This is a genomic window from Streptococcus sp. CSL10205-OR2 (genome assembly GCF_025660655.1).
Taxonomy (GTDB): domain Bacteria; phylum Bacillota; class Bacilli; order Lactobacillales; family Streptococcaceae; genus Streptococcus.
Map to the genome: position 1 here is coordinate 21,279 of NZ_JAOTIN010000010.1, position 14,261 is coordinate 35,539.

General features: G+C 34.4%; 11 protein-coding genes. 3 read left to right on the forward strand and 8 right to left on the reverse strand.

The window, feature by feature from the left end:
* Positions 1-36: 36 nt before the first annotated feature.
* The 4 genes from trpB to N7659_RS05795 form a co-directional block, all read right to left on the reverse strand.
* Positions 37-1,224 (reverse strand): tryptophan synthase subunit beta, encoded by a 1,188-nt coding sequence (gene trpB / locus N7659_RS05780; RefSeq protein WP_263276257.1) that lies wholly within the window; start codon positions 1,222-1,224, stop codon positions 37-39.
* An 810-nt stretch (positions 1,225-2,034) separates the two neighbouring features.
* A complete protein-coding gene (locus N7659_RS05785) occupies positions 2,035-2,655 on the reverse strand; it encodes a hypothetical protein (protein WP_263276258.1) in 621 nt (206 codons plus the stop codon).
* A gap of 20 nt (positions 2,656-2,675) precedes the next feature.
* Positions 2,676-7,079 (reverse strand): Eco57I restriction-modification methylase domain-containing protein, encoded by a 4,404-nt coding sequence (locus N7659_RS05790; protein ID WP_263276259.1) that lies wholly within the window; start codon positions 7,077-7,079, stop codon positions 2,676-2,678.
* A gap of 3 nt (positions 7,080-7,082) precedes the next feature.
* Complete coding sequence (locus N7659_RS05795; protein WP_263276260.1) at positions 7,083-7,778, reverse strand: methylase; 696 nt, start codon at positions 7,776-7,778, stop codon at positions 7,083-7,085.
* 477 nt (positions 7,779-8,255) lie between these two features.
* Between N7659_RS05795 and N7659_RS05800 the strand changes: the two genes are divergently transcribed.
* From N7659_RS05800 to N7659_RS05810, 3 genes are all read left to right on the forward strand, one after another.
* Positions 8,256-9,377, forward strand: coding sequence for a carbohydrate kinase (locus N7659_RS05800; protein ID WP_263276261.1), 1,122 nt, complete (start codon positions 8,256-8,258; stop codon positions 9,375-9,377).
* Complete coding sequence (locus tag N7659_RS05805; protein WP_263276262.1) at positions 9,367-10,284, forward strand: pseudouridine-5'-phosphate glycosidase; 918 nt, start codon at positions 9,367-9,369, stop codon at positions 10,282-10,284. The genes N7659_RS05800 and N7659_RS05805 overlap by 11 nt, the downstream gene beginning before the upstream one ends.
* Positions 10,285-10,802: 518 nt before the next feature.
* Positions 10,803-11,024, forward strand: a complete 222-nt coding sequence (locus N7659_RS05810; RefSeq protein ID WP_263276263.1) for an AbrB/MazE/SpoVT family DNA-binding domain-containing protein — start codon at positions 10,803-10,805, stop codon at positions 11,022-11,024.
* A gap of 254 nt (positions 11,025-11,278) precedes the next feature.
* Here the strand turns inward: N7659_RS05810 and N7659_RS05815 are convergent, their stop codons facing one another.
* The 4 genes from N7659_RS05815 to N7659_RS05830 form a co-directional block, all read right to left on the reverse strand.
* Entirely contained in the window at positions 11,279-12,178 is a 900-nt protein-coding gene (locus N7659_RS05815) for a Fic family protein (RefSeq protein WP_263276264.1), read from the reverse strand.
* A 201-nt stretch (positions 12,179-12,379) separates the two neighbouring features.
* Positions 12,380-12,967: a YdcF family protein gene (locus N7659_RS05820; protein WP_263276265.1), complete on the reverse strand. Its 588-nt coding sequence runs from the start codon at positions 12,965-12,967 to the stop codon at positions 12,380-12,382.
* Between the two features lie 322 nt (positions 12,968-13,289).
* Positions 13,290-13,796 (reverse strand): DUF5684 domain-containing protein, encoded by a 507-nt coding sequence (locus tag N7659_RS05825; protein ID WP_263276266.1) that lies wholly within the window; start codon positions 13,794-13,796, stop codon positions 13,290-13,292.
* A gap of 51 nt (positions 13,797-13,847) precedes the next feature.
* Positions 13,848-14,171, reverse strand: a complete 324-nt coding sequence (locus N7659_RS05830; RefSeq protein WP_263276267.1) for a YjgN family protein — start codon at positions 14,169-14,171, stop codon at positions 13,848-13,850.
* Positions 14,172-14,261: the final 90 nt, after the last annotated feature.

Sequence of the window (14,261 nt, forward strand, 5' to 3'; positions counted from 1 at the left end):
ATCAATTATATTGTAAAGAAATTTGATTCTCCTCCATCATTTCTTTCCGTCTAAATAATCTGCAATGGCTGCAACGTCTTTGTCGCCACGTCCGGAAAGATTAACGATAAGGATTTGGTCTTTGGCCATTTTTGGTGCTCGTTTGATGGCTTCTGCAAGCGCGTGTGAGCTCTCAATCGCAGGAATGATGCCTTCGGTTTTCGACAACAAGAGTAGTGCTTGAACGGCTTCTTCATCGGTGATTGGCACGTAATCAACACGACCTGAAAAATTAAGGTAAGCATGTTCTGGGCCAACGCCTGGGTAGTCTAGTCCAGCTGAAATCGAGTAAACAGGAGCAATCTTGCCATCTTCTTGGAAGAGCGCATAGGTCTTCATTCCATCGACCACACCAACGGTTCCCTTAGTCATAGTTGCCGCATGTTTATCTGTCTCAACACCTTGCCCAGCAGCTTCGGCGCCAATCAAAGCAACCTCTTCATCAGCAATGTATTCTGAAAAAGCACCGATAGCGTTTGAGCCTCCACCGATACAAGCAATCACCGCATCCGGTAAGCGCCCTTCCTTGTCCAATATCTGCTTTCTTGACTCAAGACTGATGATTTTTTGAAATTCATGAACCATGGTTGGATAAGGGTGCGGACCAACAGCTGAGCCTAAGACATAAAAAGCTCCCAAGTCTGCCATCCACGCGCCAAAGGCCGCATCAACCGCTTCTTTCAAGGTCTGAGTGCCTTCAGTGACCGCATGCACCGTCGCTCCCATCATCTCCATCCGAAAAACGTTGAGTCGTTGACGCTTGGTATCCTCAGCCCCCATATAAACATCACAGGCCATTCCAAATTTAGCTGCAGCAGCTGCCGTTGCCACCCCATGTTGCCCTGCCCCAGTTTCAGCAATGACACGGGTTTTCCCCATGCGTTTCGCCAAAAGAATCTGCCCCAAGACATTATTGAGCTTATGCGATCCCAAATGATTCAAATCCTCACGTTTGAGGTAAATCTTAGCCCCACCAAGCGCGGTGCTCAATGACTGGGCATAATAAAGCGGCGTCTCACGCCCTGAATAGTCTTTTAGATAGTAGGCTAGTTCCTTTTGAAAATCCTCATCATCCTTGTAGGTTTCAAAAGCAGTTTCCAACTCATCCAGCAATACTTGAATGGGTTCTGGGACAAAACTCCCACCAAACTCACCAAAAAAGCCTTTTTCTTCTTGTTTACTCATCTTTCTTCCTCCTAATTTTTTAAATACAAAAAACCCCGCACAGAAAAAAATCTGTGCGAGGGCGTTAGTTCAAATAGCGCGGTGCCACCTCAGTTGATGATAGCAAAAAGCCATCACATCTCAATCCTCTCAAACAAGAAGACGCACGATAAGGGGTGCCCACCGAATTGATATGTCTTACAATTCCTTTTATCATCAGTCCAATGTTCACAAACACCAGCTACCCGTTCACAGTCACCACGAGCTCCCTGAAAACTACCATTTGCTACTTTTCTGATTACGACTACTATACAGGAAAATGAGGGAGAAGTCAAATGAGGGGGAATCTAGTGCAAAGAAATATAAACCTTATTTTACTATATTACATTAATGACGATTTTGAGAAAATAGAAGAATTATAATTCTAAATATATAGAAATCAAGTTGTAATGATTATTTTAAGCTGTGTTCCACTAAATCATCTTATTTTATCGTAATGTTTATCTAAATAAAAAGTCAAAAGATATAGAATTAATTATTTCTTATCCGCTACATTAACTATTTCTAAGATAAATTGTATAATTTTTTCTAAATAACATGAGTCCCTATGTTATATTTCATCAGTTATTTCTTAAAATACCTTTTTAATAATCTAGAAATATTTTCTCTTAAATCAAACAAGCTACACATGCGAACATCTTATACAGCTAGACAAGATCAACAATACTAGCAAAAGTTTTCCTATTCCCTTCTTAATACGATAATGATCCGCATATCGTTTTGTGAGTAACTGTAAGCAACTAATTATTCCAGTATTAATAATCAATTTTATTAGTAAAAACCTCTTTGTAAAATGACAAGATCATCAATTTTATCTCTTAATACTTCTTTTAATAATGAAGGATCAATTCCAATAAATTCAGATGAACCATCATTATTTTTTCGTTTTGCTGTATATAATATTTTTTTACCATTTTCAATTGCAATTCGTGATTTGGATGAACAGTTTTCAGGTACCTTAATAATACCAACTCTAAATAATTTTTTTAAAACACTAACATCTATGACAATATATTTAACAAAATCAGTTAACGTATCTCTCTTATCAAGAAATTTTTTGCCATTAGTAATTCCATACAAAAAGTGTGTCGCGCTTATTTTAAAAAATTCTGATTTTCTTTCCTGAGGTGTTTTAGAATTACTTCTGGTGTATCTTATTGTAAAATCATTATAGTTCTTATAAAATTCATCACGAAAACGCTCTTGTATAGTTATCTTAAAACCCATATCATCAGTTGCTTGATAATCAATACCATCCGACATATCTCGCTTATTCGCATAATCAATATTAATAATATCTGGTTTCCATTGTAATTGTTCATATATAATTGGTACAGCAAGTTTATCGTGTACATAATCTGTAAAATCTCTATCATCAAAATAATTATTCATCAATTTTCCTCAATTCTATTTTATTTCATTTCCTTTACTTTTTTAGTTATAAATTCTATTTCAGTTTTTGTTAACTCATATTTTTCATATAATTGATTATCAATATGTTCTATAGGCTTACTCCAATCTATTGATGTCATATCTTTTTTAAATAATTCTAAAGGAATAAAGCGATAAGTTGTTGTACTATGCTGTGTAGTTTTTAATATTCCTATCATAGCTCTGAAAAATTTTGTTTTAAAATACTTTTTCATTAACTCAGCTTCCTCTCGAGTATCAAAAGGACCAATCACTAAAAAAGTTTCTGTGCAAACTTGCTTTGGTCCTGCAACAATTATACTTGGCCCAATCTCACCAAACTCACCTGAACCATAAGCATATGGAACAAAAATTTTCCATTTATCTATTAAATCATGCCCAGATTTAATAGGATAATCAGAGGAAACAAATTTGCTTACTCTTTTCAATTTATTCAATCCAATAATTTCAAAATCTTCTTTTGTTTTTCTATTATCATATATAGATTGCGAACTATATTTTGAATGATTTTTAAAGAAATCAGTTGAAAGTCCAAATGGCTTACGCACTGATGTTATACTTTGAACATTTTGAAAATCTAAGTTTACTTTTTTAGACACCTTCTTATAAATGGAAACCAACTCTTTATAAGGAATAAATATACCCAATCCAACTGAATCTAAATAATCTTGAAATTCAATTTTTTCTCCATCAATATCATACACTGTAATATTAGCTTTACCTTGATATTCTTTATCATAGGTTAAATACAATATTCCACCTTTAATATCGTTATTAGGAAAAACTTGACTTGAATCCTTATATATTGTTAATGTCCGAATATGAGTATCACTTATCATATCTCTACTAAAATCTGATAAACCTTTTCCAGCTCCAGTTAACCATCTAGCTGGAAAAATTAGTTCAACAATTTGATTGGAAACCGTTTTAGAAATATTGAAAAAGTGATGGTATAGAGGACTAGCTGATGCACTAACCGTACCATCTATCCTTTTCCCATTATCATTTTCTTGGTATGGAGGGTTTCCAATGACTATATCAAATTTCAATTTTTTAAATTCCTTATCTATTTTTTCTTTACCACTATTAATGTTATGTTTTATAATATCTGAAAAATCATTGATATACTTCACATTTGTTTCAACATCACGAAATCCAATCAAAGTTCGTTCTGTGATAGTCTTTGCCATAGGAGTCTTTGCTATAGCAAAAACGTTATTTTTAATTATGTCACTATATATTTTATCCGCCTCAAAATGGCTATCATCATTCTGTTTAATATAATTAAAATATATACTTGAAGCAATAAATAAAGGGTATAAGCCTGTCTTTGAATTTATATCCAAAATCTTTGTGTTTTTAGAATACACTTTATCTGTTAACTCTTTTTGTATCCAGTTTAATTTTGGCTTTCCTTCTGATGTTGTGTGCTCAAAGGTATCATTATAAAAACTCAGCCCGCCAAGAGTTTCTGAAAGATGCATGTTAACAACTCGCCAAGGTGTTAAAACAGTTTCTTTGTCTGGGTTTTTAAAAGTACTAAATAATTCGGCAATTTTTTCAGCTCTTTCAATAAAATCCAATTTATCGTATGATTTAGCTCTTCTTCTTATTATATGGCCTGCTTCAATAAATATCTCAGGATCATAGTATTGAATAATTTCACTAAACATTCCCTTAGTAAAACCATTAGGCATAAATTCTCTCCATGATTCTTCATCAACTTGAGCAATAAAGTCATTGATAGATATATCTTTTGTTAAATCTACTTTCATTCCATAAATCATCATAGGAATACGAATTGATACACCTCTAAGAATTGAAATCAGTACCTTTTGTTTCTTCTTAGCCTCTTTAATTTTTTCTAAAATTTCTTTTTCTTCTTCCGTCCTCTCTTTCTTTTTTTTCTTTCGAGCCTTCTCTCCCCTATCATATTCTTCATCTGTTAAACCATTATTAGAAATCACGACTTTACTAATATTTTGTTTACTATTTGAACCAACAATTCCTCTAATTTTATTAAACATTTCCACATCATCTGAACTAAGGGATAATAATTTGTCATTATATAAGCTATCATCGTCAAAGCCTGAACGTACTGCTTTTTCAGCATAGACTTTCTTAAGTTGAGTCAACATACGATCGACATCATAGGTTTTCATCCCATTACCAGAATATTCAAGAATTGGCATAAAATTTAAAAGACGAGCCATGGCTTGTTTTTGTGTCTGTGTATTTATTTTACCAACACCAGAATTAATTTGAGCACTTTCAGCCATAACCGTTAATGCTCTGTCTGGAGCAAAATCAAAAATATAACAGTTTTTCTTCATTCCCAATTTTTCATGAGAAAAAGGTGTCTGTGCCCTAAAAGCAGCCTGGAGATAATTCATGGCACTATTTGTATTTGATAAAAATATAACAGCAGTCCATTCAGGAATGTTGACACCTGTTGTCAATTTACGCACAGTTAAAGTAATCGTCTTAGTACGAGAAGGATCATCTGTAATAGCTGATCGTACTTTTTCTAAGTCATCATCATTAGCAATACCATCATCTGTAGAATTACCCCTCACAACATTAACAATTTTATACTCTTTACCAAAGATAGGATGTTCTTTTAATAATTCTTCAAAAGCATTCGCTTCTTTTACACCTGGCATGAGCCATAGCGTATGACGCAACTCTTTTCGATAAGCTTTTGTTGAAAAAGGGTAATTTGTTGAACTATCAGGATTAGTAATATTATCTAGAAATCCTTTAACTTCCGATTTGTAAACAAGTTTTCCTTCTTTATCAACTCTGAAAAATTCTCTAAAATTAAATGACTTAGACTCATCAGAGAAGCGATTTTTATTTTTCATTTCAAAAGTGTACATAGACACTTTTGGTAATGTTTCATAAGGATTTGGTTTGTCAGGATTTTCTAATTCCCATTTTTTCTTGGCTGTCTGTTCCATGACATAGTCCCATGTATAGACTTGCTCTTCATCAAATTTATCAAGAAGATTAAATGGTGTTCCCGACAGTTCAAGAACTTTAGTATGCTCCTTGATCAATTCTTTCATAACCGTGTCACTGAGTTCTGTCTGAGTCCCTTCGTGAGCTTCGTCAATAATAATCAAATCCCAATCAACATTGGCAAAATCTTTTAAATTGGTTTGGGCATTATTATATCTTAAGAGTTGAATCGAGGCAAAATAGACAAATGGTTTGTTTTGATTTTTCAATTCATCTATACTTGCACCTTTATCTATTGAACCAAATTCATAATATGATTCATGCATTTTCATCTTGCGAAAATCTTCAAACCACGAATCTGCCACTACTGGTCTATGTGTCAAGATAAGTACTTTTTGGAATTGTTCATTTTTAACAAGCTGCAAAGAAGTCAATGTTTTCCCAAATCGCATTTTGGCGTTCCAAAGCATTCTCTTTTTTTTCTTAAAAACTTTTTGCGTTTGCTTAACTGCTGCTTCTTGCTCTGGACGTAACTCAATAAATTGTTCAGCAACAGTCGCTTCTTCAAGAGGGACATTCAAATAATTTTTTCCTTCTTTAACAGCTTTTATAGCAGATTTAGCTGTTTCTAGATCTGTCTTAAACCATTCTGTCCCCTCGAGATGTTCAGCTTTTTTGATTCCAGAGCGTTTCAAAACATTATGAACATCATAATCGTGGAACCATGTTTTAGTTGATTTCCTATAAGCAAGCTCCACCCAACCAAGAGTATAAGGAAGACCAGATGTTTTCATATATTGATTGATTCGTTTTGGGGCAGTTTGGCGTAAAAATTCACTGTTAGGTGTCCAATCAGCTTCAATGTCATCTGAAGATACTGTACCCTCACCAATCTTCTGTGTCCCTTCAAAAGCATTAAAAAGACCATTTTCATTGTTAACTGTTTGAATATAGATAAATTTTCGCTCAGCCGTATTATACATTTCTCGGGCTCTAGGTTCTAAAAATTGACCAATAGCACTTTCTTTTATATCAGGATTAATATAAGTTAACATAACCCAAGCCAAGATATCAAAAACCTGCTTGAGAGATTTTAAAGCATTCTCTTTTGTTGCATCTTGTGGATTAAGAACATGTGCCGAACTATTCCCTTTACCCTTGATTTCATAAAAATAATCAACAATCGTCTTGTTACTAATTAAATATCTAATTTCTCTTAAAACATCATTAAAACTAGAGCGTTCTGGTATTTCAAGATACTCCCTATCAGCAATCAATTTAGCTGTGTTTTCAGAAACTTTCCTAACTTTAGTCAAAGTTCCTTCATAATCACCATGAGTATAGTTTTCTTCAGCCATATTAATGGTTCTGAACAGTTCTGCTGTATCCATATCTATTGACAAAAACTCAAAATTTGAAATCATATCTTAATCTCCCAATAAGTATACTTTCTGAATATTTATCTCTTCTATTCTTTGTTCATTGTTGACAATTTGGTTATTAATTGTAAATCCATCATCAATATCAAAGAAGCTTAATTGACCTTCGGCAATATTGTTTTCTCCATCCACTTCATTACCTAACAACTCAGTCAATGCAAAAGGAATTTTCTTAACTGTACTTGGGTGTCCTTTTACTATCTGCCATTCATTAAACCATATCAAATCACCGGTATCTGGATGTCTTTGTGTTAGAGTGTCCCCTCTGACAATATTTTTATAGATAAGATAATGTGCTGATTTATAAAGATCCGTCCTACTACTTAATTTAACACCAAATGCCTCTTCATACCAATCTAAATAGTATACAAACATTCGTGATCTTGCCACTTCTAAATTATCTTCCAAAAATTCAATACCATATATAGACGATAAAGCTATTAAAGATTTTGTTTTCCAATTTCGCTTATCATATTTTTTCACCATTGCCTTTAGCTTGCGTTCTAAAATAGCCTGTAAAAAATTACCATCCCCCGCTGCTGGTTCAAGGAAAGTAGCCGATATATCTTCACAAGCTTCTTTTACACCAGGAGTATCCAACATTTTTTGGACCATCCACGAGGGTGTAAAAACCTCTCCGTGCTTTTGTACTCTATGTTTTGATTTAATTAAATTTTCTTTCAAAGCATACTCCTTGAAAATAGTTATTCTACCTATTATTATACCATTTTATTATCATGTCTATTATTCTTTCGAAAAAGTATCTGAAAGAACTATTAAAAAACATAGTATGAAAATTCTTCTTACTGTATTATTTTAACTAGATTGTTACCATTTTACTTAATATTATAACACTTTTACTACATTTTTATATAAATAACAACATTTTTTCAACAAAAACTTAACAAAACAACTTATTTTGTCTACTTTTTATTTTCCAACACACCAAAAAAATATCTCTCACTGGGTACCTTGATTTCTCAACGCCCCATAACCGATAATCAAGAAGAATAGCGAAACGAGGAAGTTCCTGTATTATATGTTCAAGGAGTCGTTTTTCCCACCTTTAAACAATAAGTTTTTCCTTGCTTTTTCTTTTGAAAAGGGTTACAATGAGTTTATATTAGACAAAAGTCATTTTTAAACATTTGTTTACAGGAGGTGATACTTATTCTTAATGAGAAAGAACAAGCAGTACTAGAGCTCATCCGTCAACATCCTTTTTACGCTCAGCAGGAGATTGCCGAGCAAATAGGATTATCACGTTCAGCTGTTGCCAACATGATTTCGGACTTGATTAGGCGCAATTATCTCTTGGGTAGAGCATACATTATCAATGATGAGGTGCCTGTTGTCTGTATTGGCGGTATGAATGTCGACCGCAAATTTTACGCCAAGCAAAAGTTGATTTTGAAGACGTCAAATCCCGTCAGCAGTTCGGTTTCCATCGGAGGTGTTGGTCGAAATATCGCTGAAAACCTAGGGCGTTTGGGGGAAAATGTCGTCATGCTTTCTAGAGCAGGGGACGATCAAGATTGGGACTTAATCAAATCTGCTTCAGAGTCCTACATGAATCTACGTCAGGTTGATGTCTGCCCAGAAGAGGCGACAAGCTCCTACACAGCTATCATCGATACCGATGGAGACATGAGTATGGCTTTAGCCAACATGGCTATCTGCGACGGTATGACTGTGTCATGGTTAGAGCAATACGAAAACCTCTTGTCTAGAAGTAAGGCCTTGGTGGTTGACCTCAATCTCCCTCAGGAGAGTCTCGCCTATCTCATCAAGTTAGCAAGAGAAAGAGACTTGGCCCTAGCCATCATCCCCGTTTCAGCACCCAAGATGGCCAATCTTCCCAAAGATTTAACCGGTGTTGAATGGTTGATTGTCAATCAAGATGAGAGCGAACTCTTTTTTGATAAACCCTTGGGGTCTAGTGAAGATTTAGAAGACCTGGCAAAGCTTTGGTTACAAACGGGTCTCAAGCAAGTTTTGATCACAAGAGGAGCCAAATCAATGCTCTATGCTAATCAGGATGGGAAGCGACAAGTCATGACCCCTAAAATAGTCCAACAAATGGTAGATGCTACAGGTGCAGGCGACTCCCTATCAGCAGGTATTCTGTTTGGTTGGCTCAATGAGTTTAGTTCTCAAGAAACCCTTGAATTTGGTCTGACCAATGCCTACCACACCATTCAATCACAAGACACGGTTAGAAAAAATTTATCGCGTCAATCGTTTTTACAAGAAAGAAAGGAACTTTTTACCCATGAATCTTAATGCCTACTTAGAATTTTCACCAGAGGTTGAAGCCGCAAAAGCAGCTGGAAAACCCATCGTTGCCTTGGAGTCAACCATCATTTCTCACGGTATGCCTTATCCGCAAAACGTAGAAATGGCTAAAACGGTCGAACAAATTATTCGAGACAACGGAGCTGTTCCTGCAACCATCGCCATTATGGATGGTAAGTACAAGATTGGCTTATCAGAAGCCGATTTAGAACGCTTAGCGACAGAAAAAAATGTCGCCAAGGTGTCACGTCGTGACTTAGCTGAAATCATCGCTACCAAACGTATTGGGGCAACGACTGTTGCAACAACGATGATTGGTGCAGCCTTTGCCGGGATTAAATTCTTTGTCACAGGCGGTATTGGTGGCGTGCATCGTGGCTATGAAGAAACGATGGATGTGTCTGCTGACTTGGAAGAATTAGCACAAACGTCAGTGACTGTTATTTGTGCGGGTGCCAAATCCATCCTTGACCTGCCAAGAACATTAGAATATTTAGAAACCAAAGGTGTCCCAGTAGTCGGCTATAAGACAGATGTCCTTCCAGCCTTCTTTACTGGAACAAGCCCATATAAACTCAATACATCAGCCGACTCAGTAGAGACGATTGCTGCTATGGTTAAGACGAGTGATGACCTCGGTCTTAAAGGAGGCGTACTAGTCGCCAATCCTATTCCAAAAGAACATGAATTAGATGCTGACTATATTGACAGCATTATTGAGAATGCTGTTGCAGAAGCCGAAGCAAAAGGGATTGTTGGTAAAGATATCACACCATTCTTGTTAAGTAAGATTGTTGAATTAACAGACGGCAAGAGCCTAAAAGCAAATATCCAATTAGTCTACAATAATGCTAAAGTCGGTGCACAAATTGCAAAAAGCTATAATAACTTGTAATAGAAAAGAAATCACATCATATATTCTACTAGGAGCCAACTCCTAGTAGTTTTTTTGATTTTGATAGCCATCTATTATCAATCAGTGAAAGTTTTGGTAGAATTGATGGCAATTCTGGCAACAATTCATCACATTGATTGAGGACGACTGCTTTCTATGTTAGAATATTGCCGAAAAGGTGTCTCACGTCTTTATATATTACGAAAAGGAGCTTAATGTAATGATTCGATTTATCTCTATTATTTTTTTAGTCCTTTATCTCACATTTGGAGTTGCTGTCATCAAGAATCATTCAAAACTTAATTTAAGCAAACCTTTAAAGATTATTTTATTAGTAATCTATCTAGTTGTATTAGCGTTGATGTTATATGCCACACTAGTTATCGTGATGTTTGGATATAATTCTTAAAATGATTCCCAAAAAATTTTTTTAGAGCTTATGCAGTTAAGTAATCACGTATTCACTTTATTTTTTGTATATTCATTTTATAATGTATTTACAAAAGGAGGTAACTACCATGAATGTTGTTTTGCGTAAAACTGGGAACAGTACCGTCATTACTATCCCAAATAAAATTAGAAAGATCCTTGGAGTAGAAATTGGAGAAGAAATCGAATTCGAGACATCTGGAAATACGGTTATCATTCGCAAAGCTAAACCAAAATTTGGTTTTGATAAAGAACTAAAAAAAGCTATGAACCAATACGATGAACTGTTGAAAGAATTGGTAGATAAATGAGATATCTAACCGCTGAAGATATTATCAAAATCAATGTTGAATAGGTTATACTTAACTAGACAATCTTATAAAGTGTTCTATACTGAAAAAATAGGAGAAAATCTGATTGTTTTTAAAGCAACTAAACGACTTAAAAATAAAAGTACATTTTATGTTAAACAAAAAAACAGGATCATTATTGAACCTGTTTTTTTCTGTTGATAATCTAAGGAAAAAATCAATAATTAGTTACCTATTACATTTTCAATAAGTTCTTATTCATCACCTAAAATCGACAAGTACATATCCAATCGCTCATTAACATATTTAGCGAACAAATTTTCCATTTCAGAGAGACTACCTTTTGAATGGTAATCATCAAAGGCTTGATAATAAGCTAAGCGATCCGTAAATTTAATATCAATTGGTGGATAGCCTGCTTTCATCAATTCTAAGTTGACCAGTAAACGACCTGTTCGACCGTTGCCATCAATAAATGGATGAATGCTTTCAAATTCAATATGAAGACGTGCCATTTTAGTCATCATATTTTCTTGACTCGCAAGATAAGATTCTAATAGCTGTTCCATTTTAGGACGAATCAAAAAGGGTTGAACAGGTACATTAGCAGCCCCCATAATACGAACAGGAACTTTCCGATAGATACCTCTATCCTCTTTTTTATCAGATAAAACCAGGTGATGGATATCTTTAATAACTTGCTCTGTTAGTGATTGATTTTCTGATACTAGAGCTTGAACATATTGGAAAGCCTCTCGGTGACCAATGGCTTCCATATGATCTTTTAGAGATTTTTGATCAATGGTTAGCCCTCTCAAAACCATATCTGTTTCACGAAGAGTCAGTGTGTTACCTTCAATGGCGTTAGAGTTATAAGTGTATTCAACGGTAAATTCTTCATTTAAGCGTTCTAATTCTCCCCTTGTTAAGGGTCTCAAAGTGGCCAGTTTAACCATTTTTTCCTCAATCAAGGGAAGAAGGCTTTCTGCCTTTTTATAACGGCCATCTGCAGGTTTTTTGCTATCAACAGGAATTTTCCAAGCACGTCCCTCTCGAATGACTCCAGGAATTTTTCCCTCCTTGCACAAGGTACGGATACGTCTATCTGAAATTCCCCAAAGTTCGGCAGCTTGTCTGACAGTCATGTATGCCATATAGAAATCCTCACTTTCTACTCCATTATACCACAGTACGGAACAATAGGTGATTTATTGGAATAAAACTTCTGATTTATCGGAACAATAGAAAGAAAAAGATTAGCTGGAGCTTGTACTGACCTCCAAAAGTTAGAGATTATATTTTAATAAAGGATTATTTTATATTCTTTTATATTTTTATTACTAATAGTAACCCGACTAATTTGGTTTATATTCAGCTTTCTTTTCATATTCATTTTTGTTTTTAAAGTGATATTTTCCAATTTTATAAATCTCAGAAAATATTTTTTCTTTTCTAGCAGAGTCAACATACCAATTATCCTTTGTAATTCCTAATTCATCTATATAGCTGATTACAAAAAAATTAACATCCATCTGAAAGTATTCTTCGAAAGTTGTTAAAATTCTCCTAGCATGATAATTCTTTGATATTAATAAAACATTTTTACTTTTTAATCCAAACTTTTTAACGATATGCGACGAAAATATTACATTTTCTAGTGTATTTTTTGCTTTTGTCTCAATAATAATATCTTTATTTGAAACACCTATATTGATTGCGTAATTTTTTAAAAACTCTGCTTCTGTTACATCATGTAATTTAGGATTATTACCCCCAGTAATTAATAACTTACTAGCTTTACCAGAATCTATTATTTTTTTTGCAATATCAATTGGTTGTGTTTGTGATGTTCCTGGAATAATTATCAAATTGCAAATTTGATTACTATCTTCTAAAAACATAAAGGAGGTAATATCTTCGATTGTTCTTTGTAATGTCATCATTGTTTACTTTCTAAATATAATTTCTCTATAATTAGATGGGTTTTATTAAAACTTTCAATATTTCTATCGTAGCCACGAGTCACAAATATTTTCTCTCATTCTACTCTTTCTATCCACGACATCTCTTATCATATTTTTATTATAACATAGAGTAATGGATAAAAAATATAATGCTTGAAACGAAAACTATATGAAAACGGATAGTCGAAGTTATCCGTTTTATTTTTGCCTGCCTTATTTTCCACATCAAAAAACACCTCTCCTATCTATTTCACTAGACAAGAGAAGTGTTTTTTCTTGGTTTTCAATACCAACCGAGTTTCTATTTTCTTATCAATAGCATCTCTCGTTGGACGCCTTGATATTCCGATGCACCATAACCGATAATCGAGATAAAAAGTGGAGACAACAAGAAGATACCGATACCAAAGGCTGTACTTTTGCCATAGCTCTTTGCCATATCTAAGCTAAATCTTATGCTGTAATAAATATTAATCACGGGAATCAGTAGAAGAACAAATTGCCAACCATTGCCGTAGATAATCTTACTGAGGATGTAGAGGTTATAAATTGGGATTAAAACTTTCCACCCAGGTTCGTTTGCTTTTTCAAAAGTGCGCCAAGCACCAATAAGAGTCAAGATATTTAAAAATAGGAGGCTTAAAAGGATGTAAAGTAAGACTATGATGAGCCCCGTATAGAGTAATGCTGCAAATTCTTCAAATTCTAAGATAATATCTCTTATTTGATCAGGAATTTGCCCAAGTTGTTCAATAATAAGAGGGAGTTTTTCCACAAAGGCCGGTAAATTTTTTAATTCTTCTATCATAAAATGCTTTCTAATATTCAGTTGCTGATGCTATTGTGCTCAGCTAGTAGTTTATAACAATTCTTGTTCGTCAACAAAATGCGTGTGCGCCACTTTCCATTGTTCAATTTTAATCGCAACCCAAAAAGAGTAAATTCCAAAGGTAATAATGATGAGTACAAACCATTTTAACCATTGGACAAATAAATCGATAGCTGTACCACTAAAATAAAGGCGTCTGCCTTCAATAACCGTATGGCTGACTTTCCATTTTAGTAGTATAACAATTGCCCATGGTGTTCCAATACCAGCTGTTAGAGCTGTTATCAACCATGCTAAAATACCGTAGAGGATATAATCGACTATCCCTCCATCAAAATAACTGTTTTGTTTCATTTTTTCTCCTTCTATTGTCATCTAACGGATGAGTTTTTATTAACAAAAAAGCACCTTGCAAAATCTTGCAAAGTGCCTGTAGATAGTAAT